Below are 23,350 nucleotides of genomic sequence, written 5' to 3' on the forward strand. Positions count from 1 at the left end.
GAAAATCCAGCATGCTATGATAGGGAGGGGCGCGACCTTGTTGCCCATTACGGAGCGAATTGCAATTGACGCAAAAGGCGCAGGAAGCCGCCCCCGAGGACAAGATCGACCCCGCCCTGCGGGATGAGTATCGCCCGTCGCCGCTCCCGCCGGGAATGGGGCTCAAGGACGATCTGGTCATGGCCCTGCGCTTCTTTTCGCGCTTGCCCAGCGGTGGATCGGCCCACGAAAAACCCGATCTGGGCCGCATGGCCATGGCCCTGCCCCTCGCCTCGGCGATCATGGGCATCCTCCCGGTCCTGCTCCTCGTCGGCGGCGTCTGGGCGGGCCTGCCGCCCTATTTCGCCGCCGCGCTCGCTGTCGCCGCCATGGTGCTGGTGGGTGGGGCAATGATGGAAGATGCGCTGGCCGACGCGGCGGATGGCCTGTTCGGCGGATCGACCCCCGAGCGCCGGCTCGACATTCTCAAGGACAGCCGTCATGGCACCTATGGGGTCGCCGCGCTCTGCCTGTTTCTCTTGTTGCGTGTCACTGCCCTGGGCAGCGTGGCGACGATCAATCCGCTTGCCGCCGCCGGGCTGTGGCTGGCGGCCAATATAGCCGGGCGCTCGGGCGGTCTCTGGGTGGCTTTGGCGCTGCCGCCAGCCCGCAAGGACGGCGCTTCGGCGGCAGCAGGCACCCTCCCCACCTCCAGATTTTGGGTCGGGGCCGCGCTGGCGAGCTTGCTCGCTTTGCTCATCGGCGGGCCGGCATCGAGCCTGCTTGCCATTGTTGCCGCGCTGGTCGCGGTGATGCTGGTGGCGCTGGGCTGGAGCGCCTTGTGCCGGCGTCTCGTCGGCGGGCAAACCGGCGACCTCATCGGCGCGGCGGGGGCGCTGGGCGAAATCGCGGCGCTCGCCCTGTTGCTTATCTTCAGCTAACGCCTTGAATTAGCCGTTCCCTCTTCCTTAATCGAAGGCTTGAGGACGGTGCGGAAGGACTGGGACAGCATGATTTTCATCGGCATCGCGCTGCTCATCGCCATTGGCATCGCCCTGATGATCAATGCCGATGCGGGCAGCCTTGTCGGGCTCAGCCAGGCGCAGACGGCGCAATTGGTGCCACTGGTCATCATTCTCATCATCTTTGCCGGCGGCATGTTCGCGCGGCGCCATCGCGCTTCCGAACTGGTTGGGGGGCTAGCGCTCTGGGTTGGCATCTTTGCCGTGATCATGGTCTCCTATGCCTATCGCGACGAGATCATGGGCGTGGTGGGGCGCGTCGCCGGAGAAATGCAGCCCGGCGTGGCGCTGGTGGACAGCGAGGCGGGCACGGCGACTTTCCGGCGCGGCATGAACGGCCATTTCGAAGTCCGGGCCAGCCTCAACGGCCACGATACGCCGATGGTGTTCGATACCGGCGCCAGCGCCGTGGTGCTGACGCTGGGCGACGCCGCTGCGGCGGGCATAGACACCGAAGGGCTGCGCTATGTGGTGCCGGTCTCTACCGCCAATGGGCGGGGCCTCGCAGCGCGGATCAGGCTCGACAGCATCGTCGTGGGCGGTATCGAGCGGCGCAACATCACCGCTTTCGTCACTGCGGAAGGCAATCTCGAAACGAGCCTGCTCGGCATGACCTTTCTTGAAACGCTGAGCCGCTATTCGGTAACGCAGAACGCGCTGGAACTGGTGGATTAGTGCGTTTCCAGCAAAAGTGAAAACGGTTTTGCGGTTCGGAAACGCGAAAAAACAAGGGCCTAGATCATTTCACCGTTTCCATGAAACGGTGAAATGATCTAAACGGCTTCGGCGCGGTCTTCCACCGCCGCCAGCGCCCGCATGAACACTTCCGGCCCGGCCTGCGGGCGGCAGGCATCGACACTCATGATCTGGCGGAAAATCCGCGCGCCGGGACGGCCATTGGCGAGGCCCAGCATGTGACGGGCGATGCCGTTGAGCCGCACGCCGCGCCCCAATTGTCCCTCGGCATATTCGGCCATCGTCGCCATGATCGCGGCGAGATCGGGCACAGGGCGATCATCGCCGAAAATGCGCGCATCGACCTCGGCCATCAGCATGGGATTGTGATAGGCGGCGCGACCCAGCATCACCCCATCCATCTGCGCCAGATGCGCCTCGGCCTGGTCCAGCGTCTCGATGCCGCCATTGATCATCATCGACAAAGGCGAAAGCCGCTGGCGCAAACGATAGACGCGCGGATAGTCGAGCGGCGGGATGGTGCGGTTTTCCTTGGGGCTCAGCCCCTGCAACCAGGCCTTGCGCGCATGCACGTAAAGCGCGGCGACACCGGCCTCCACCATGGCGTCGGCGAAGCGGTCGAGGCTTTCCTCGATGTCCTGATCGTCGATGCCGATGCGGCATTTGACCGTGACCGGCATGTCCGTCGCCCCGCGCATGGCGCGCACGCATTCGGCCACCAGTTCCGGCTCGGCCATCAGGCAGGCGCCGAACTTGCCCGATTGCACCCGGTCGGACGGGCAGCCGACATTGAGATTGATTTCGTCATAACCGAAGCCCGAGGCAATGCGCGCCGCCTCGGCCAGTTCCGCCGGATTGGAGCCCCCGACCTGTAACGCAATGGGGTGCTCCACCGCATCGAACCGCAAATGCCGCTCGGCATCGCCATGCACGATCGCCCCGCTATTGACCATTTCGGTGAAGAGCAGGCCATGGCGGGTCAACAGGCGATGAAGGACACGGCAATGGCTATCGGTCCAGTCCATCATCGGCGCGACGGAAAAACGGCGCGATGCGGCGAGGCCGGGACGCATCTGCGTTCCACCGGCGGTCACGTCACCAAGAGATGCCTGTCGCTGCGCTTCTGTGTTCATCGGAGCCTGTTCGCCATGGCCCATAGGCGGCCATGGGCCTATCTGGCGCAGAACAATCAGGGGTGCAAGGGCCGGCAGCGCCGGGCAACCATGCGCGATTAGCTGGCGAACACGCCGACAAAGCCGATGGACGTCGCCAGGGCAATGGCGACGATCAGCGCCCAGAGGGTGATTTTTTCCGCATCCATGGCCGTGCTTTAGGTCGATACAAGCCCGCCGGCAATTGCGGGAAACGTCGCACCTCTCCTCACCCCGACCGGTTCCTGCGCCGCATCAGCAGAATGAAGAACAGCCCGCCGACCAATCCGGTAATGATGCCGATGGGAACGTCGAGCGGGGGAATGATCACCCGCGCCACCATGTCGGCGGCGACGATGAAGATCGCCCCGACCAGCGCCGATAGCGGCAGCACCCGCCGGTAATCGCCGCCCACCGCCATGCGCACCAGATGCGGGATCATCAGGCCGACAAAGGAGATGATGCCGGAAAAGGCCACGGCCGCGCCGGTCAGCAGGGCGCAGACGACAAAGACTACGGTGCGGAAGCGCGCCGCTGGCAGACCGAGGGTCGTCGCCGATTCATCGCCCAGCGTCATGGCGTTGAAATTGCGGGCATTGAAAATGAGATAGGCGCCGCACAGGATCAGCGCCAGCAGCGGATAGGGCAATTGCGCCCATTGGGCGAGCCCCAGCCCGCCCAGCATCCAGAACACCACCGTATGGGTGGCGCGCGGATCGCCGAGGAAAATGCCCAGACTGCCAAGCGAAGTGATGACGAAGGAAATGGCCACGCCGGTCAGCACCAGCCGGCTGGCATCGCTGGAATGGGTAAAGCTGGCGACACCGACGACGATTGCCGTAGTCAGCAGCGCCCCGCCAAAGGCAAAGAGCGGCACGGTGATGAGGCCGAGGAACATGCCAGTATGCAGCAGCACGATGATGGCACCGAAGGCCGCGCCCGAGGAAATGCCCAGCAGGTGCGGGTCGGCCAGTGCATTGCGCGTCACCGATTGCAGCGCCGCCCCGACCAACGCCAGGCTGGCCCCCACGATGGCCCCCAGCACCACGCGCGGCAATCGCACTTCCCACACGATATTGTCCCGGCCCGGCGACCAGGTCTGTTCGACACTGCCCGGCGCAAGATGATTGACGATGACGCTCCAGACGATGTCGAGCGGAATGCCCACCGCGCCAACGCTGACCGCCATGATGCAGACGAGACCGAGGACGATTACCAATCCGGCCATGAGCAGCGGCATGGCGTGGATCAGCGCATGGCGCGGTTCGCCGACGAGATGCTTGTGGGACATGAGCTTTCAGGGACCGGCAAATCCGATCCCCTCCGTTAAAGATTGAACAATTCGGCTCGGCCTCGCCGCAGAAGCGGGCTCGATGGCTCCCTGATGGCGTTCAGATCGTCACCTTCTGGCAACCGCCCCAACTAGTCGCGAAACGCGGCGGCGAGGGCCTTGATGGCACCGATATTGCGGGGACCGGGCGTGGCCTCGACATAGGGCAAGACCACGAAGCGGTCGTTCTGCACCGCCGGAATATCCTTGAAGGCCGGGTTGTTGCGCATGAAATCGGCCTTCTCCCCGGCCGTGACGCTGCCATAGTCGACAATGACGATCACATCGGGATTGCGCTCGATCACCGGCTCCCAGCCGATCTCGACCCAGCTCGAATCCACATCGTCCATGATATTGACGCCACCTGCGGCCTCGATCAGGGCGCTGGGCATGGCATAGCGCCCGGCGGTGAAGGGCTTGGCTTCGCCCGAGTCATAGACGAAAACCGTCACCTCGTCGGCGATTGCCGGCAGGCTGGCGGTGAAATCGGCCAGTTCCTGCTTATATCCGTCCACCAGCGCCTGCGCCTTTTCCTCGACGCCGAAAATGCGCCCCAGATTGAGCAGGTCGGCATACATATCGTCGATGGAAGCCTTGGGCTTGGTCATGACATGGATGCAGCTCTCGGTCAGTTCATAGACCTTGATGCCGAATTCGCCGAGGGTTTCGGGGGTGACTTCGCCACCCACCCGCATGCCGTAATTCCAGCCGGCAAAGTAGAAATCGGCATCGGCGCCGAGCAGCACTTCCTTGGTCGGATAATTGTTCGACAATTCCGGCAATTGGCCGATGCCCTCGCGCAATTGCGCATCCAGCGTCTTCCAGTCCGAGACGCCCGTATAGCCGGCCATGCTCTCATTGAGCCCCAGCGCCAGCATCATTTCGGTGAGGTTGACGTCGTTGGAAATGGCGCGGGTCGGCGCCGCCTCGAAGGTGACCTCGCGGTCGCAGCTCTGGATGGTGACGGGAAAACCCGAGGCCGAGGCCGCGCTGGTCAGCACGGCGGTCGAGATGGCGATGATCGGCAATAGACGCATGGATAAGCTCCTCATGATTTGGAAGGGTCGAGATGAAAGGAAAAGCGTGGACGCCCCGTCGCCGGATGCGCGTCGATCAAAGCCTCGACCGCAAAGGTCCGGCGGATATTTTCGGGGGTCAGCGCGGCGAGCGGCGGGCCGAATTGCACGCTGCGTCCGCCTTCGAGCACCAGCACGCAATCGGCATGCGCCGAGGCCAGGGCGAGATCGTGCAGCGAGACGATGATCGTGGTCGGCAGCCCGGCCAGCAGGTGCAGCACTTCCAATTGATGGCGGATGTCGAGATGATTGGTGGGCTCGTCGAGAATGAGCAGGTCCGGCTTCTGCACCAGCGCCCGGGCGATCATCACCCTCTGCTTTTCCCCGCCGGAGAGCGAGGCGAAATCGCGGGAGGCGAAGGCGGTGAGGTTCATCAATTCCAGCGCATCTTCGACCGGGCCATAGGCCGGACCGCTCCATTGATCGAGATGAGGGGTCAGACCCAGTTCGACGATCTCGGCGACGGAAAGGCCGAAATCGGACGCCGATTCCTGCAACACCGTAGCGACGCGCCGCGCCAGCGCCCTGGATTGCATCCCCCTAATATCGACGCCATCGAGCGCCACCGAGCCCGAGGACGGGCGGTGGAAACGGTAGAGGCATCGCAACAGGCTGGATTTGCCGGCGCCATTGGGGCCGACCACGGCCAGCATCTGGCCGGGCTCCACCGAGAAATCGAGGTCGTGAATGATGCGCGGGCCGCCCGGCGGTCCCCAGCTCAGGCCGGAGACGGCAATGCGGGCCGGATTAGTGCCGACAAGACGCCGTGCAAGCTCCATCGGGGCCTCCGCCAAAAAGGCACGGAGGCGCGGAAGAACCGTTGAGGCAATATGCTGCGATGTGGTCGTCGAGCGCCATCTTCGTTCCCCTCGGCACACCCCGGCCGGGTTTCGTGGATGTCGCGGGCAGGTCTCCTGGCTCGCGGGTCATGGCGCTTCCGACCTTCCCGGCCTTGAGGCCAGTGGTATTCCGGAAGAACTCACCGCTTACAGTTGCGGGGGCAGCCACGGTCTTGGTCCCTGTTGGGTACGCCTCACCGTGTTCCCTTTTGATCCCTTAAAGCTGCCGCTCGCCGGGAACCTTCGACACCGCCTTATGGCCGCGAGTCATCGGCGATGTCAATCTCGGTGCGCCGGCGCGAGAAAAATCCGGGTTCGGGATTGCCGCCGTCCGGCATTGGGTATCTGCTGCAATAATGATCTGGATCAAAGCGCTTTGCGGCGCTTTGCTTCATGATCGGCAGGATTTCAGCTCAGCGGGGAAAACATCAAAATGTACGACATTATCGTTTGCGCCATCGACGGTTCGGAGCTCAGCAACAAGGCGCTGAAGCAGGCATTGGCGCTCGCTGCCAAGACAGGTGGCAAGATCACCGCCGTCACCGTCACCGAGCCCTCCGTCATCGTCTCGCCCGGCGCCGAAATGATGATGATAGATACCAGCGAAATCATCGCCAATCTCGACGCCGCCAAGGCCGAATCCGCCAAGACGACCTTGGCGGAAGCCGAGGCCCTGGCCTCTGCCACGGGCGCGACCATTGCCAAGCTGCATGTCGCCAACAGCACAGCCGCCGACGGCATCCTGCATGCCGCCAAGGAAATCAAGGCCGACCTCATCGTCATGGGCTCGCATGGCCGCCGCGGTCTGGGCCGCCTGCTCCTGGGCAGCCAGGCCGCCGAAGTGCTGTCCCATTCCGACCTACCCGTGCTGATCGTCAAATAGACGGAGGCCGTTGCCCCCGCAAACTCGATATCCTCCCTCCCCCATCGAGGGGAGGGCCGCGGGTGCCCAGCCCCAGACCCAACTAACATGTCAGTTCTGGCGCATTGCGCCGAAATCCGCTAAATCCCGGTCCGAACCATTCGGGCCCGGACATGACGCATTCTCTCCCCCGCCATATCGCCGTCATCGACATCGGCAAGACCAATGCCAAGGTGGTGCTGATCGACAGCGGCACCCGCCAGCAGCTTGCCGCCGAGGGCATGCCCAACCTCGTGCGGCGCGAGGAGCCCTATCCGCATGCCGATGTCGAACGTTTATGGAGCTTCATTTCGGGCTGCCTGAAACGCCTTCATGCCGCGCATGGGATCGAGGGCATTTCCATCACCACCCATGGCGCAACCGGCGCGCTGCTCTCCGAAACCGGCCTGGTTCTGCCGATCCTCGACTATGAAAGCGACGCGCCCACGGCGTCGGAGGAAGCCTATGACCGGGTGCGCCCAGCGTTCTCTGAAACGCTGTCGCCGCGCCTGCCCAATGGCCTCAATTGGGGCGCGCAGCTCTTCTGGCAATCGCGCGCCTTCCCCGAGGATTTCGGCGAGGTCAGGGCCATCGTGCCCTATCCGCAATATTGGGCCTGGCGGCTGACCGGGGTGCTGGCCAGCGAAGTCACCTCGCTGGGTTGCCATACCGATCTATGGTCGCCCGATAGCGGCGATTTTTCCAGCATGGTCGATGAACTGGGCTGGCGACACCTCTTCCCCCCGATCCGGCCCGCCGCCTCGATCATCGGCACCCTTTTGCCCGCGATTGCCGCCGAAACCGGCTTGCCGCAAGACACGCCCGTCACCTGCGGCATCCATGATTCCAATGCCTCGCTGCTGCCGCATCTTGGGCGGCGCGAAACGCCCTTCACCATCATTTCCACCGGCACCTGGTCCATCCTGATGTCGGTTGGCGGCGATACCGGCGCGCTCGATCCGGCCCGCGACAGCCTTGCCAATGTCGATGCCAATGGAAACCCGGTCCCCACGGCGCGCTTCATGGGCGGACGCGAATTCGATGCTCTGGTGCCCGAAATCGTCGAGCCCAGCGCGGCCGATATTGCCCATGTCATCGCCCATGACATTCAGGCCCTGCCCAGTTTTACGCCGGGCACCGGCCCCTTTCCCGGCAAGAAAGGCCGCTGGACCTGCGATCCCGAGCGCCTGACGCCGGGCCAGCGCAATGCCGCCGCCTCGCTCTATCTGGCCCTGACGGCGCGGGCCTGTCTTGACCTCTGCACGATAGGCCGCCCGATCATCATCGAGGGACCGCTGGCGCGCAATCGGCTTGTCGGCGCGGCGCTGGCGCGGCTGACCGGCGTGCCGGTCCATGCCTCGGGGGATGCGACCGGAACCAGTCTGGGCGCCAGCCTGTTGTTCGGGGGCAGCCTGCCCGCAGCGGAGGGCAGCCTTGCATTCGCCCCTCTCGATGTTCCGGGGCTCGACGCCTATATTGAGAACTGGCGCCAGCGGGTCGAGAACTAGCCGCGCCCGGCGCCTACCGGGAGAGCGCCATGGCCGTCCGCAAGCACCGCATCGTCATCGTGGGTGGCGGGTTCGGCGGCTTGGCGGCGGCAAAGGCGCTGCGGCACGCGGATGCCGACATCGTGCTCATCGACCGGCGCAATCATCACCTCTTCCAGCCCCTGCTCTATCAGGTCGCCACCGCCGCGCTCGGCCCCTCGGAAATCGCCTGGCCCATCCGCCATCTGCTGCGCAAGCAGAGCAATGTCCGCGTATTGATGGCAACAATCGTTGGCGTGGATACGGACAAGCAGGACGTATTGCTCGAAGACGGCAGCGCCGAGCCCTATGACAGCCTCGTCCTCGCCACCGGCGCCCAGCACGCCTATTTCGGTCACGACGAATGGGAAGCCTTCGCGCCCGGCCTCAAGACGGTGGAGGACGCCACTGCCATTCGCCGCAAATTGCTGCTGGCGCTGGAGGCCGCCGAGCGCGAGGCCGACCCGGCGCGGCGGCGGGCCCTGCTCACCTTCGCCATTATCGGGGCGGGCCCGACCGGCGTCGAAATGGCTGGGGCTATTGTTGAACTGGGCCATGCCAGCATCAGGGGCCAGTTCAACACCATTGCCCCCCACGACCTGCGCGTGGTGCTGATCGAGGGCGGCGAGCGGGTCTTGCCCAATTTCGACCCCGAACTGTCCCGGTACACGCTCGAAGCGCTCCGCCGCACCGGCATCGAGGTGGAAATGGGCCGGATGGTGTCGTCCATCGACGCCGATGGGGTGAGTTTCGGCGACCGGCGCGTGGACGCCAGAACCATCATCTGGGCCGCCGGAGTTGCTGCCTCGCCGGTGGCACGCTGGCTCGGCATCGAGGGTGACCGGGCGGGGCGCATCAGGGTCGCGCCGGATCTTTCAGTGCCCGGTCTTCCGAATATTTTCGTCATCGGCGATGTGGCCAGCATCATTCAGGCCAATGGCAGGCCGGTGCCCGGCGTCGCACCCGCCGCCAAGCAGGCGGGCCGGCATGTCGCCCACGTCCTCCGGGACCGGCTCGCAGGCAAGGACGCATCCCTGCCCTTCCGCTACCAGCATGCCGGCGATCTGGCCACGATCGGCAGGAGTTCGGCGGTGATCGATTTCGGCCGCGTCAAGCTCAAAGGCTGGATCGCCTGGTGGGTCTGGGGCTTTGCCCATATCTATTTTCTGGTCGAGACGCGCACCCGCATCTTCATCACCCTGAGCTGGCTCTGGATTTACCTCACCGGCCAGCGCAGCGCCCGGCTGATCACCCATGGCATGGTGCCCGAGAACAAGCCGCTCGAAGCGGGCGATGAGACCTGACGATCATCGGGTTTGATTGGAGACCGCTCTCTCCCCTTGCGTCACCACCCGGCTCGTTCGGGTGGTCCATACGATTTACCGGCACACTGGATTGCCCCGACAAGCCGGGCAATGAAGATGGAGTGAAGGCCCGTCGCGGCCCCTTCGAATAGCCGAAACCGCCTAGTGCTCAGTCGCAACTGCGTTGAGGGGCCGGGCCAATTGCCGCTCGCGCAGCCAGATATAGAGGCCGCTGGCGATGACGATGGGCGCACCGATATAGAGCCACATATCGGGCGGCTGGTTGAAGATCAGCCAGCTTGAGCCGGCGAGGAAGAAGATCTGGAAATAGGCGAAGGGGGCCAGCACCGTGGCCGGGGCGAAACCGGCGGCGACGGTGATCAATTGGTGGCCGACAAAGCCGAACAGACCGACGGCGAAAAACGCGATCCAGCCATCCGTGCTGCTCGGCCAGGACCAGAAGAACGGCACGATGGGCAAAAGGCAGATCGTGGCGAAGATGCCGACATAGAACTGGCTGGTCGCGGCGCTGTCGATGCCAGAGACACGCCGTGTCAGCAGCATGTAGAAAGCGGTGCTCAGCGCCGCCAGCAGGCAGAGCAGCGTGGCGGGATGGAAGGCGTCGGTGCCGGGCCGCACGATGACGAGGATGCCGATCAGCCCAACGCCGATCGCCACCCAGCGCCGCCAGCCGACATGTTCGCCCAGCAGCGGCACCGACAGCGCACAGATCAGCAGCGGCACAGTAAAACCTATCGCCCCGGTGACGGTCAGCGGCAGATATTGCACGGCGAGGAAATTGCAGGCCGTCGCCCCCATCAGCGCCAATGCCCGCAGTGCCTGCAATTTGACATTGCCGCTGCGCACCAGCGCCCGCCCATGGCGCGGCAGATGAATGGCCGCGACCAGCAGCAGGTGGAGAAAATAGCGCAGGAAAACGATCTGGATGAAGGAAATGCCGACCAGACCCAGCCATTTGGCGGAGCTGTCGATGCCCGTAAACATGAAATAGCCGATAAGCGTCAGGCCGATGCCGAGAAGGCGGCGTTCGGCCGGCGGAACGAAAGGAGCAGGCATTGACGATCCACAACCACAGGGACGAGCGGCCCGATGAGGGTCGGGGAAAGCCGGGCCGAAGTCAACACTTGTATGGAAGCTGGACCGCTATCAGGCTTCGCCTCGCCGCATCGCGATCTTTCAGCTTCGCCCCCTGCGCGTAACCCCTTGTTTTGGCGCCGGTCTTTGTCCCGAAACCGGGGCCACTTTCGGAAGACAAGCGCTAGAATGTCTCCGCCAGATGCCGCAGGGTCAGTGAATCCGCCAATGCCGCCACGCTCACCTCGGCGCCATGCCGGGGCTGGAATGTCAGTTCCACCGGCCGGCCCGGCAAGAGGGTCAGCGCATTGTCCGAGAAATAGCCCGGCACATCGACTGAAGCCGTCGCGAAGAAGACCGGCTTGTCCGTCTCCAGCTTCAGCACCGCCTGCCCGCCCCGCTCCGACCAGCTGGTCGAAATCCGCGCGTCCACCAATTCATAGGCCTTGTAGGGTTTCGGGAAATAATCATTCTCGCCCAGAGCATTGCCGCTCATATCGGTCCAGGCGAAGAACAGGAATTCATCGGGCGCAAGATCGGCGACTGCAATTTCGGTCGCCGTCAATGCCGCGTCCGGGCCCACATCGGCATGTCCTGAAAACAGCACCCGGCTTCCGCCCGCGACCTTCACCGCCTTCACCTCCAGGGTGATGGCTACCTGACTGCCTGTATCGTTGATGGCCCGGAGCGCGATGGTGGAATTCTCCACATCGGGCACGGCGACCACATTGACCAGCTTATAGAAGCGTCGCGCCATGTAATGCATCAGCTTCCACTGCCCGCCATAGTCGAGGCTCGACCAGCTCGCCACCGGCCAGATGTCATTGATCTGCCAATATAGGGTGCCCATGCAGCGCGGCTTGGTCGAGCGCCAATATTCGATGGCGGTCTTGATGGCCAGCCCCTGCTGGATCTGGCTGAGAAAGACCATCTGGTCGAAATCGCGCGGGAAGCGGAAATAGCGGTTCATCGTCTCGATGATGCGCGCATTGCCGCCATTGTTGCGCTGGTGGTTTTCCATTACCGGCGATGAGGGATTGCGGTCCTTTTCCTCGGTAAAAGTCTCGATGACATTCATCGAGGTGAAAGACTGGAAACCGAATTCGGAGGCGAAGCGCGGATTGATGCTGCGATAGGCGTCAAAGCTCTTGGCCGAATGCCAGACGTCCCAATAATGCAGGTCGCCGCGCGTATCCGAATGCCAGCCATCGGAAAAATCGAGATAGCCGAGCGATGGCGAGGACGGCCAGAAGCGGCGCACCGGGTCTTCGTCTTCCACGATGCGCTGCAGCAGGGAATTGAGGCGGTCGTAATTGGCGATATAGCGTCCCATATCGGCCCGCGTCTCGGGATACCAGGTGAGCGAGCCGATGACCTCGTTATCGCCGCACCACAGGGCGATCGAGGCATGGTGGCTGAGGCGGCGCACCTGCTGGGTGATTTCGGTCTCGACGGAAGCCAGGAATTTCCGGTCCGAAGGATAGCTCATGCACGAGAACATGAAATCGTGCCAAATCAGGATGCCCAGCTCGTCGCAGAGGTCATAGAACCAGTCCGGCTCATATTGGCCGCCGCCCCAGATGCGCAGCATGTTCATATTGGCGGCCTTGGCGCTTTCCAGCAGGTCGCGGACGATCGCGGGCGTCGCGCGCGAGGGAATGGCGTCGGCGGGAATCCAGTTGGCGCCCATCATGGTAATGTCGCGGCCATTGATCCGGCATTTGAAGGAATGGTCGATCTCGTCCTTTTCGATCACCCATTCCAGCTTGCGCAGCCCGATCTTGCGGGTCGTGACCTCGCCGTCGAGATTGGTGATCAGTTCATAGAGCGGCTGCGCCCCCTGCCCCGATGGCCACCAGATTTGCGGATCGCTAATGGTGATGGAATGGGTGACGACATTTTCGCCCTTCTGCACTTCGATCCGCTCGCCGACGACCTGCCCGCCGATCCGGTGCTCAAGCGCCACCTCGCCGACAGCAAAGGCGAACAGCCTTGTCCTGATCGAAAGCTCGACCCCATTTTCACCGTGAACCTGATCGACCTGCACGCTGTCCTGCCGGGCGATCCGCGACCTGCGCAGGCGCATCGTGCCATAGATGCCGATGGGCATGGTGCAGATGCCCCAGTCCCAGCCCGCATGGCAGGCCGCTTTGCGGATGAAGTTCATATGGATGCCCTTCAGCCCATTGGTCTGGTAATTATAGGTGAAGGGAATGGGGAATGGATGGGCCTCGGCGCGGGCCTTGGCCACGTCCGGCGCAATGTCGAAGTCCACGCGCAGCGAATTCTCGCCCACGCGCACTTTGCCGGTCACGTCGATATCGTTGCGCACGAAACTGTTGTCGGTGCTCGCGACCTCCTCGCCATTGAGGAAAATAGTGGCGATGCAATCCACTTCGGCAAGGGTCAGGGTCAGATAGCCCTCGACGTCCTGGGCACTCGCGGTGAAGCCGCGCTCCATCGTCCAGGCCGTTTCGTTCACCCACATCACCATCTTTTCGTTCTCGCCGAAATAGGGATCGGGGATCAGGTCCGCCGCCAGCAATGCGCCATGCACGTCGCCCGGGAGATCGATATTGGCGGCGAGGTCGCGGCCCGGCGCGCGAAGACTGTAGACGCCGCTCAGATCAAGGGCGGAATTGCCGGAAACATTGGCCATGAATACTTCTCCTCAGCCGGATCCCTCCGGCGCACCTGATCCGAAAAGAACCAGCGAAATCGATTTCAATGCTCCTTCTAGCGGGAATGAGCGACACTTCCAATGGGTAGGAGCCGCTTGAAATCGTTGCCCGGAGGCAAATTCATCGTGTCAAAAGGCTAGAGAAAGCCGAAAATCTTTTACGACTCTATTAGTGTATTTGCCCCTACGGTCGCTTGGGGGAAGGAGTCCGCGTTGCATGTCTGTGCGCCGGTACATTCGGGACTTGTTTACGCGCCAGCCAGACGGGCCCGAACTGGCAATGGCACAATGGCGCGCGCTCAGCCGGCAGATACCGCTGCTTTACGCCATGCTGGTCGCGAACACGCTGATCGTGGCCTGGACCCATGTGCATGTCGCGCCGGCAGAGCTCACCATCTATATTCCGGCCGTGCTGACCTTTCTCTGCGTGGTGCGCACCATAGGCTGGTGGCGCAGCCGCAACGCACAACTCTCGGTGGGCCAGGCGCGCAGCCGCCTTCTCGCCATGGTATGGATGGCGGCGGGTCTGGCGGTAGGCTTCACCGCCTGGAGCCTCAGCCTCTTCCCCTTCGGCGATGCCTATATGCGGTCTCAGATCGCGTTCTACATGGGCATTACCACCATTGGTTGCATGTTCTGCCTCATGCATGTGCGCGCTGCCGCACTGGTCGTGGGCATTTTGGTTTTGTTCCCCTTCACCCTGTTCTTCATCACGTCAGGCCAGCCGACCTTTATCGCCATAGCGATCAATATGGCGCTGGTGATCACGGCGCTGCTCATCATCCTCTTGGGAAACAACAAGGATTTCGCCGAATTGGTGGAATCGCGCAATGCGATGGTGCAGCGCCAGCTCGAAACGCAGCGCCTGCTCGACGAGAACCATCGCCTCGCCAATATTGACAGCCTGACCGGCCTGCCCAATCGGCGCAACTTCGATCAGCGCCTGGCTGCCGCCCTGGCCGAAGCGGAAATCACCCATTGCCCCATTGCAGTAGCCCGGTTCGATCTCGATGACTTCAAATCGGTGAACCAGATTTTCGGACATTCTACCGGCGACCGCGTGTTGATCGAAGTGGCACGGCGCATCAATGCTCTGCGCCGGCCCGACACATTCGTCGCCCGTCTCGACAGCAATAGTTTCGCGCTGGTCATGCAGGGACCGGTCGATGAGACCAGCATGGCCGATTGTGGGGAGAAATTGTGCGCCGCGATGCGCAAGCCCTTCGACATGCCCGCCGGGCCGATCCGGCTGTCCGCTTCGGCGGGCTTTGCCGCCTCCTGCCCGGGAGACACCGCTCATAGTCTTTTCGACCGCGCCGATTACGCAAATTCGGCAGCCAAACGCAATGCACGGGGCGATGCGGTAGTATTTCTGGATCAGCATGCCAGCGAGATCACCAAGGTGCGCCGCATGGAGCATCTGCTGCACACGGCAAAGCTGGACGACGAAATCTATATCCTGCTGCAACCGCAATTCGATGTGGCGCTGGGCGTTACGACCGGCTTCGAGGCTCTGGCGCGCTGGCGCAGCCCGGTTCTGGGCGAGGTTTCGCCCGCCGAATTCATCCCCATGGCCGAGCGGACCGGGCAGATTTGCAGGATCACCCAGATCGTTCTGGGCAAGGCCCTCGCCGTCAGCGAGCTGTTGCCGGCAAAAATGCGGCTATCGGTCAATCTCTCGGCCAATGATATCGGCTCGGCCACCGCCATCGAACAGATCGTCGCGCGGGTCAGTGCGCATTCCAAGCCCTGCCGGCTCGATTTCGAGATCACCGAAACCGCCGTCATGCGCGATCTGGACCAGGCCAATCGGTCGCTGCTGGCGCTCTTGAACCTCGGTGCGCGCATCGCGCTCGACGATTTCGGCACCGGCCATTCCAGTCTCACCCATGTGCAGAAACTGCCGCTGCACCGGATCAAGATCGACCGCTCCTTCGTCATGGAGGTCACCAGCGATCCGGCCAGCCGCGCCATCGTCAAGACCATGGTGGACCTGTGCCGGAACCTGGGCATTTCCTGCGTCTTCGAAGGCATCGAGACCGAGCAGCAATTGGAGGCCCTGGTCTCGCTCGGCGGGCAGGTCATGCAGGGTTATCTGTTCGGCCGCCCGATGCCGCCCGAGGAGATCGAGGCCTATCTCGCCCGCGAAACCAAGCTTCGCCAGCTCGAAGCCCGCGCGGTGGGCTGAGGCCGGCGCGCGTCGCCGGGCCGTCACCCCAAACCTGCCTTCGTCCCCCAAATTCACTGCCCGTCCCCCTCGGGCTCGACCCGAGGGTGTTTGCGACAAATGCCATAAACAAGGAACCCTCGGGGCTTGCCCCGAGGGTGACGACTTGTTGGCGATGAAAGGGCAGACCGCTCGGTCCGCCTCCCCTTGATCAATGCGCGGATTCAAGATCGAGGAAACCGCCGGACTGGCGTTCCCAGAGCATGGCGTAATGCCCGCCCGTGGCGAGGAGCTGGGCATGGGTGCCCTCTTCCACGATCCGGCCTTTTTCCAGCACGACCAGCCGGTCCATCGCTGCGATGGTGGAGAGACGGTGAGCGATGGCGATCACCGTTTTGCCGGCCATCAATTGCGTCAATTGCTCCTGAATGGCCGCCTCGACCTCCGAATCCAGCGCCGACGTCGCTTCGTCCAGCACCAGGATCGGCGCATTCTTGAGCAGCACCCTGGCGATGGCGACGCGCTGGCGCTGGCCGCCGGAAAGCTTCACGCCCCGCTCGCCGACATGGGCATCGTAGCCCCTGCGGCCCTGCGGGTCGGAAAGCCCCATGATGACGTCATGGATATTGGCCTGTTCGGCGGCGCGGATCATCTCCGCATCCGTCGCGTCATGGCGGCCATATTTGAGGTTTTCCCGCACCGAGCGGTGCAGGAGCGAGGTATCCTGGCTGACCAGCCCGATAGCGGCCCGCAGGCTTTCCTGCGTCACCTCCCTTACATCGTGCCCGTCGATGCGGATCGATCCTTCCTGCACGTCGAACATGCGCAGGGCCAGGTTCACCAGCGTCGATTTGCCGGAGCCGGACCGTCCGACCAGCCCGATCTTCTCGCCCGGCCGGATCGCCAGGCTGAACTCGTCGATGACCGAGCCCTCTTGGCCGCGCCAGTAATTGAAGCTGACCTTGTCATAGTCCAGCGCACCGGCCTTGACCGGCAAGGGCTCGGCGCCCGGTGCATCGAGCATGGTGAGGGGCTGGGCGATCGTATCCATCGAATCCCGCGTCGTGCCGATCTGGCGGAAGATGTTGGAGCCGATCTCGAGGATCCAGCCGCTCATATTCATGATCTGGAGGGCAAACGGAATGGCCGTCGCCACCGCCGCGGCGCTGAGCGTGCCATTGTTCCAGCCGGCCAGAGCCAGCCAGGTGACCGATACGACCAGACCCGCATTGAGCAGGAACAGCACCGACCACATCGAGGTAAAAACCCGCATCAATTTGCGGAACTCGATGGCGTGGTCCATGACGCTGTCGGCGACATATTTGTCCTCATGCCCGCCGGTGGCGAAGGTCTTGAGCGTCTGGATATTGGTGTAGCTGTCCACGATCCGCCCGGTCATCACCGACTTGGCTTCCGAGAGCGTTTCGGAATAGCGGGCGATGAGCGGCATGGTCATGGTGAACAGCACCGCATAGAGCAGCATCCACACCCCAATGGGCACCAGCAGCACCGGATCGAGCCCGGCCAGCACGATCACCGCCACCACCACGAAGACCAGCGCATACCAGGCAGCGTCGATGGTCAGGTTCACCCCGATCTCGATGGCCTCGCCGGCCTGGATGATCTTGTTGGCGATGCGCCCGGCAAAGTCGTTCTGGAAGAAGGTCCAGCTTTGGCGGATCACGTGCCAATGGCTTTGCCAGCGGATGAGGTCCACCAGATTGGGCACGATGCCGTGATTGCGGATCAGCGTATCCATGAGGAAGGCCGCGGGCCGCACCAATACGACGACGACGATCATCCAGAGCAGGGTCGTGCCGTGCTGGTCGAAAATGGCGCCGGGATTGGTCGTCGCCAGCATGCCCACGATCAGCCCGACAAAGACGGGCATCAGCGCATCGGCGACCGAGCCGATGGCGACGAGGACGATCCGCAGCGCGAAAGCGAGGCGGAACTGGCCGACAAAGTAGGAAACGAAGGCTTTGAGGCCCATTGGCGGCTGGCCGTTCTCGGCCAGTGCAACGGGCGAATAGAGATTGTCGAAATAGGAAACGACGCGGTTGAACATGGTTCTGCTCTTTGAGTGAGCCGCGCCTGACGCTGTCTTTTGGTTCGTCAGGTTCGGTATCGGTCCGATTGGGTGCATTTGGCGGCCATGGCGGCGCCGGGCTGGGAAGTGGTTCGGATCGTGATGATGTCACCCATCTGGGTTCTCCTTGGTTGGTCTGTTGTTCCCCTCCCCCGAGGGGAGGGAATTGATCGAATAGGGGCGATGTTCGCCCTATTCCGCCGCGTTCTCGCTTTCGTCGGCGTCGATGAAGCCGCCGGACTGGCGGTGCCAGAGCTGGCTGTAGATGCCGCCGCTATCGACGAGCTGGGCATGGCTGCCCTGCTCCACGATCCGACCCTTGTCGAGCACCACCAGCCTGTCCATCATGGCCATGGTGGACAGGCGATGGGCGATGGCGATCACGGTCTTGCCATGCATCAGCATCTGCAACTGGCCCTGGATGGCGGCCTCGACCTCTGAATCCAGCGCCGACGTGGCTTCGTCCAGCACCAGGATCGGCGCATTCTTGAGCAGCACCCGCGCGATGGCGATGCGCTGCCGCTGCCCGCCCGAGAGTTTCACCCCCCGCTCGCCGACATGGGCGTCGAACCCCTTGCGGCCCTGCAGATCGGTCAGCGTCGCGATGAAATCGGACGCTTCGGCCTGCTCGGCGGCGGCAAGCATCATCGCGTCAGTCGCATCGGGGCGGCCATAGATGATGTTCTCGCGCACCGAGCGGTGGAGAAGCGAGGTATCCTGCGTCACCACGCCGATATTGGCGCGCAGGCTGTCCTGCGTCACCCCGGCAATGTCATGCCCATCGATCAGGATGCGCCCGTCGGCCCGATCATAGAAGCGCAGAAGCAGGTTGACGATAGTGGATTTGCCGGCGCCCGAACGCCCGACCAGCCCGATCTTCTCGCCCGGCTGCACATGCAGGTTGAGCCCTTCGATCACGCCCTTGTCCCTGCCATAATGGAAGGAGACGTTTTCGAACCTGATGTCGCCATTGACCTTGGGCAGCGCCTTGGCCTCGGGCTTGTCGGCGACGACACGCGGCAGCGAAATCGAGGAAATGCCGTCCTTGACGGTGCCGATATTCTCGAACAGCGAGGACATTTCCCACATCACCCACTGGCTCATGCCCTGGAAGCGCATGACCAGGCCCAGCGACACGGCGAGCGAGCCGGGGCTCATCAATCCGCCCATCCACAGCCAGATGCCGGTCGCGCCCACCGAGAACAGCAGCAGCGCATTGGACCACAGCACCAGCATGTTGAGCACGGTGAACAGCCGCATCTGCCGGTAGACCGTATCGAGGAAGCCATCCATGGCCTCCTTGGCGTAGGTTTCCTCGCGATTGGAATGGCTGAACAGCTTGACCGTGGCAATATTGGTGTACGAATCCACGATCCGCCCGGTCATCATCGAGCGGGCATCGGCCTGTGCTTGTGAAATCCGGCCCATGCGCGGGATGAAATAGATCATCATCGACACATAGGCAGCGAGCCAGACCAGGAAGGGGATGGCCAGCCGCCAGTCCGCCGACGCCGCCAGGATCACCGCGCCGGTGAAATAGACGACGACATAGACCAGCATGTCGAGCAGCTTCATCACCACTTCGCGCACGGCGAGCGAGGTTTGCATCAGCTTGGCGCCGATGCGGCCGGCGAACTCGTCCTGGAAATAGCTCATCGACTGGCGGATCAGGTAGCGATGGGCCATCCAGCGGATGCGCTGGGGGAAATTGCCCAGCAGCGTCTGGTGCATGGTCAGCGTCGAGATCAGCGCGATGCCCGGCACGATGAAGACGATCATCGCCCCCATCATGGCGAGCTTCCAGCCGTCGGTCGCGAGGAAGGTATCGGGGTCCGCCCCTGCCAGCCAATTCACCACGTCGCCGATAAAGCCGAAGATGATGATTTCGCCAATGGCCACGCCGGCGGCGGCGGCCGCCATCAGCCCCAGCCAGCGCTTGGCCCCGTGGCTGTAGTGCAGGCAGAAGTCCAGAAGCCCCTTGGGCGGCTCGACGGGATCGCCCTTGGGGTAAGGGTCAAGCCGGGATTCAAACCAACGCAACATTACAATCATCCTTGTTCAGTCGGGCAACGGGTGCTCCGGGGCCACGACCATGCTCGCGCCCACAAGGGCGGAAAGCTGGCTTTCGGGCCGACGGGCACAGCCGTGCGGAAATTCTGGAACCGACGCTCATGCAGGCCCTTGGGGCGCAGAGGAGCATCGCGCAGACAGCTTCACAGCGACTCCTCCCCCACACCGTCGCAAGTGACGGCAAAGAGTCAGGCCATGCAGCCAACAGCCGCACAGAATACACGAGAACGACGAATCTGCTGTTACCGGACAGACACAGGTCGGCTTGATTGCTGCACTCGTCCCGTCCCCCAAAACTCCCCTCCTCACATACCCCCACGGCCCCCATCCCCCACAGTCCCATCCCCCACAGCCCCACCCCCTCCATCGTCATTGCCCGGCTTGTCCGGGCAATCCACCTCTCCCCGCCCGTCCCAACTCCCCGTGGATCACCCGGACAAGCCGGGTGATGACGTTCGGGGGAGAGATCGCACGTCCAACCGCCCCCAAAGCTCCCGCCTCCCCAAATCACCTCCCCCCCACGGCCCCCTCCCCTCCACGGCCCCCTCCCCTCCATCGTCATTGCCCGGCTCGTCCGGGCAATCCATTTCCCTCCGCCATCGTGACACCGCACTTTCCGTGATAGCTTTCGCCCGCCGCGCAGGAATGGCAGTGTGGCGTCCAAATCGCTCCACGATGCGCCTAACCACTCTTATTGGACCAATTGATGCGTACCGAATCCGAACAGACCATCCACCTCAAGGACTATGCCCCGACCCCGTACAGGATCGTGTCAGTAGATCTGGATTTCCGCATCCTTGAAGAAAACACCCGCGTGCGGGCGCAATTGACCATCGAGCCGCGCGAGGGCACCGCGCCGGGCACGGCGCTGGTTCTGGACGGCGACGAACTCAAGCTCGATTCCATCGCCATCGACGGTGCGCCGCTGGCCCTTGCCGCCTATCTCGCCGATGCAGATAGCCTGACCGTGGTGGAGCCGCCGTTGCGCCGTTTCGTGCTCGACACCGAGGTGACGCTGCTGCCGGCGTCCAATACCAAGCTCATGGGCCTTTATCGCTCCAGCGGCACCTGGTGCACACAATGCGAGCCGGAGGGCTTCCGCCGCATCACCTATTATCTCGACCGGCCCGACATTCTGGCCCCCTTCACCGTGCGGATGACGGCGCCCGTGGCGCTGGCCCCGGTGCTGCTCGCCAACGGCAATCCGATCGAGAGGGGCGATGCCGGAGACGGCATGCATTATGCCGTCTGGCACGACCCCTTCCCCAAGCCGGCCTATCTCTTCGCGCTGGTCGCAGGCGATCTCGGCTCGATCAATGACCATTTCACCACAATGAGCGGTCGCCGCATCGATCTGGCGATCTACGCGACCCATGGCAAGGAAGGCGAATGTCATTACGCCATGGACAGCCTCAAGCGCTCAATGGCCTGGGATGAGCGCCGCTTCGGGCGCGAATACGATCTCGACATCTTCAACATCGTCGCCGTTTCCGATTTCAATTTCGGCGCCATGGAGAACAAGGGCCTCAACATCTTCAATGACCGGCTGGTCTTCGCCAAGCCCGAGACCGCCACAGACGCCAATTATCACGGCATCGAGCGGGTCATCGCCCACGAATATTTCCATAACTGGACCGGCAATCGCATCACCTGCCGCGACTGGTTCCAGCTCTGCCTCAAGGAAGGGCTGACCGTTTATCGCGATCAGGAATTCACTTCTGACGAGCGCAGCCGCCCGGTGCAGCGCATCCATGACGTACAAAATCTGCGCACCAGCCAATTTCCCGAAGATGGCGGCCCCCTGGCCCACCCGCCCCGGCCCGACCAATATCGCGAGATCAACAACTTCTATACGACGACCATCTATGAGAAGGGCGCCGAGATCGTGCGCATGCTGGCCACGCTTCTGGGCGAAGCCGGCTTCCGCAAGGGCATGGACCTCTATTTCGAGCGCCATGACGGCGAGGCGACCACGATCGAAGCCTTCATCAAGGTGTTCGAAGACGCGAGCGGAACCGATCTCAGCCAGTTCATTACCTGGTATCTGCAAGCCGGCACGCCACAGGTCAGCGTGTCCGACCATTATGACGAAGCCAGCCAGACCTATAGCCTGACCCTCACCCAGAAAGTCGATCCCACGCCCGGCCAGACGGAGAAGCAGCCCTTGCTCATTCCGGTCCGCTTTGGCCTGATCGGCCCCAATGGCAGCCCGATGGGCTGGAGCGGCGTCACCGGCGGCAGCGTCCGGGACGATCTGATCATTCTCGATGCGCCAAGCATGACCCTCACCTTCAGCGGGGTCGCCAACCGGCCCGTGCCGTCGCTGTTCCGGGAGTTTTCCGCCCCGGTCAAGGTTTCGACCGGCCTGACCCAGGACGATCTGCTGTTCCTGGCCCGCCATGACAGCGATCCGTTCAACCGCTGGGATGCGTTGCAGACCGTTTCCACCACCTTGATCGCCGAGGCGGCACAGGGCCGGCGCTGGGCGGAAGCCGACGCTGATGCGCTGCGTCAGGCTTTGATCGATACGCTGAACAATCCCGATCTCGACCACGCCTTCAAGGCGCTGGCCATCGCCATGCCCAGCGAACCGGTTGTGGGCCGTCATATCGGCAAGGACGTCGATCCCGATGCAGTGGCCCGGGCCCGCCACGACCTGCTCACCACGCTGATCGGCCCCATCGTCGAACAGCTGGAACGTCATTACGACGCCCTGACCGTTCCCGAGCCCTATAGTCCCGATGCGGCGCAAGCCGGTCGCCGGTCGCTGCGCAATGGCCTGCTCAGCCTGTTGACCGCCGGTTCGGATCGCGGGGCGGCCCTGGCCGCAGCCCAATACAGTGCCGCAGCCAACATGACCGACCGTTATGCCGCCATGGCTATTTCGGCGCATTACTGGACCGACCAGGCTCAAGCCCTGCTCGGGGACTTCCGCACCAGCTTTGCCGGCGACCCGCTGGTTTTCGACAAATGGCTCACAGCCTCGGCCCAGGCGCCCGACGATGGCATCATCGAGCGGATGCGCGCCATCCTCGCGGCCCCGGATTTCCCCCGGACCAATCCGAACCGGCTGCGCTCCCTGCTCGGCGCCTTCGTGATGAGCAATCCAGTGCAGTTCGCCCGCAAGGACGGCGCCGGCTTCCGTTTCGTCACCGAAGCCGTTGCGGAAATCGACAAGGTCAATCCGCAGGTCGCCTCGCGCATCCTCACCGGCTTCCGCATCCTGCCCACGCTCGAGGCCGCCCGCCGCGATACCGGCAAGGCGGCGCTCGAAGCACTCAAGTCGCAGCATCAGCTCAGCCGCAATGTGGGCGAAATTCTCGACCGTATCCTGGCGGGCTGATCATCTGTTCGGGGGGAGCCTGATCGGCTCCTCCCGATCCGCATTCCGGCAGCGGCAAATGTTAGCGATGCGCTGGCGAATT

Annotated in this window: 15 protein-coding genes and 1 riboswitch; of the genes, 7 read left to right on the forward strand and 8 right to left on the reverse strand. The window is 63.2% G+C overall.

All coding sequences use genetic code 11. The features are described from left to right. Positions 1-65: 65 nt before the first annotated feature. Complete coding sequence (locus H0482_RS11120; RefSeq protein ID WP_193730123.1) at positions 66-920, forward strand: adenosylcobinamide-GDP ribazoletransferase; 855 nt, start codon at positions 66-68, stop codon at positions 918-920. A 69-nt stretch (positions 921-989) separates the two neighbouring features. Next, complete coding sequence (locus tag H0482_RS11125) at positions 990-1,676, forward strand: retropepsin-like aspartic protease family protein (protein WP_193730124.1); 687 nt, start codon at positions 990-992, stop codon at positions 1,674-1,676. Positions 1,677-1,774: 98 nt separating this feature from the next. Here the strand turns inward: H0482_RS11125 and dusA are convergent, their stop codons facing one another. The 4 genes from dusA to H0482_RS11145 all read right to left on the reverse strand — a co-directional run bounded on the left by dusA (position 1,775) and on the right by H0482_RS11145 (position 6,033). Further along, entirely contained in the window at positions 1,775-2,770 is a 996-nt protein-coding gene (gene dusA / locus H0482_RS11130; RefSeq protein WP_193730264.1) for a tRNA dihydrouridine(20/20a) synthase DusA, read from the reverse strand. 307 nt (positions 2,771-3,077) lie between these two features. Beyond that, a complete protein-coding gene (locus H0482_RS11135; protein ID WP_407925716.1) occupies positions 3,078-4,139 on the reverse strand; it encodes a FecCD family ABC transporter permease in 1,062 nt (353 codons plus the stop codon). A gap of 131 nt (positions 4,140-4,270) precedes the next feature. After that, entirely contained in the window at positions 4,271-5,215 is a 945-nt protein-coding gene (locus tag H0482_RS11140; protein WP_193730125.1) for an ABC transporter substrate-binding protein, read from the reverse strand. A gap of 11 nt (positions 5,216-5,226) precedes the next feature. Next, a complete protein-coding gene (locus H0482_RS11145) occupies positions 5,227-6,033 on the reverse strand; it encodes an ABC transporter ATP-binding protein (protein WP_193730126.1) in 807 nt (268 codons plus the stop codon). A 108-nt stretch (positions 6,034-6,141) separates the two neighbouring features. Next, positions 6,142-6,353, reverse strand: a riboswitch (cobalamin riboswitch). A 173-nt stretch (positions 6,354-6,526) separates the two neighbouring features. On the opposite strand from H0482_RS11145, the gene H0482_RS11150 reads away from it, so the two are divergent. The 3 genes from H0482_RS11150 (at position 6,527) to H0482_RS11160 (ending at position 9,824) form a co-directional block, all read left to right on the forward strand. After that, a complete protein-coding gene (locus H0482_RS11150) occupies positions 6,527-6,976 on the forward strand; it encodes a universal stress protein (protein WP_193730127.1) in 450 nt (149 codons plus the stop codon). A 152-nt stretch (positions 6,977-7,128) separates the two neighbouring features. Next, entirely contained in the window at positions 7,129-8,502 is a 1,374-nt protein-coding gene (locus H0482_RS11155) for an FGGY-family carbohydrate kinase (RefSeq protein WP_193730128.1), read from the forward strand. 29 nt (positions 8,503-8,531) lie between these two features. Then, on the forward strand, positions 8,532-9,824 hold the full coding sequence (locus tag H0482_RS11160; RefSeq protein ID WP_193730129.1) for an NAD(P)/FAD-dependent oxidoreductase: 1,293 nt from the start codon (positions 8,532-8,534) through the stop codon (positions 9,822-9,824). A gap of 162 nt (positions 9,825-9,986) precedes the next feature. On the opposite strand, the gene H0482_RS11165 is transcribed toward H0482_RS11160, so the two are convergent. Further along, entirely contained in the window at positions 9,987-10,901 is a 915-nt protein-coding gene (locus H0482_RS11165; protein WP_193730130.1) for a DMT family transporter, read from the reverse strand. 202 nt (positions 10,902-11,103) lie between these two features. After that, positions 11,104-13,578, reverse strand: a complete 2,475-nt coding sequence (locus tag H0482_RS11170) for a beta-mannosidase (protein ID WP_193730131.1) — start codon at positions 13,576-13,578, stop codon at positions 11,104-11,106. A 238-nt stretch (positions 13,579-13,816) separates the two neighbouring features. On the opposite strand from H0482_RS11170, the gene H0482_RS11175 reads away from it, so the two are divergent. Further along, the gene (locus tag H0482_RS11175; protein WP_193730132.1) at positions 13,817-15,787 is read left to right on the forward strand and encodes a putative bifunctional diguanylate cyclase/phosphodiesterase; all 1,971 of its coding nucleotides are present in this window, start codon (positions 13,817-13,819) and stop codon (positions 15,785-15,787) included. A gap of 190 nt (positions 15,788-15,977) precedes the next feature. Here H0482_RS11175 and H0482_RS11180 read toward each other — a convergent pair whose 3' ends face one another. Together H0482_RS11180 and H0482_RS11185 are read right to left on the reverse strand one after the other, a co-directional pair. Continuing rightward, a complete protein-coding gene (locus H0482_RS11180) occupies positions 15,978-17,834 on the reverse strand; it encodes an ABC transporter ATP-binding protein (RefSeq protein WP_193730133.1) in 1,857 nt (618 codons plus the stop codon). A 213-nt stretch (positions 17,835-18,047) separates the two neighbouring features. Beyond that, a complete protein-coding gene (locus tag H0482_RS11185; RefSeq protein ID WP_193730134.1) occupies positions 18,048-19,898 on the reverse strand; it encodes an ABC transporter ATP-binding protein in 1,851 nt (616 codons plus the stop codon). A 733-nt stretch (positions 19,899-20,631) separates the two neighbouring features. On the opposite strand from H0482_RS11185, the gene pepN reads away from it, so the two are divergent. Continuing rightward, the gene (gene pepN, locus H0482_RS11190) at positions 20,632-23,268 is read left to right on the forward strand and encodes an aminopeptidase N (protein ID WP_193730135.1); all 2,637 of its coding nucleotides are present in this window, start codon (positions 20,632-20,634) and stop codon (positions 23,266-23,268) included. The last annotated feature ends 82 nt before the right edge of the window (positions 23,269-23,350 follow it).

The organism is Devosia faecipullorum, assembly GCF_015158295.1.
Classification (GTDB): domain Bacteria; phylum Pseudomonadota; class Alphaproteobacteria; order Rhizobiales; family Devosiaceae; genus Devosia; species Devosia faecipullorum.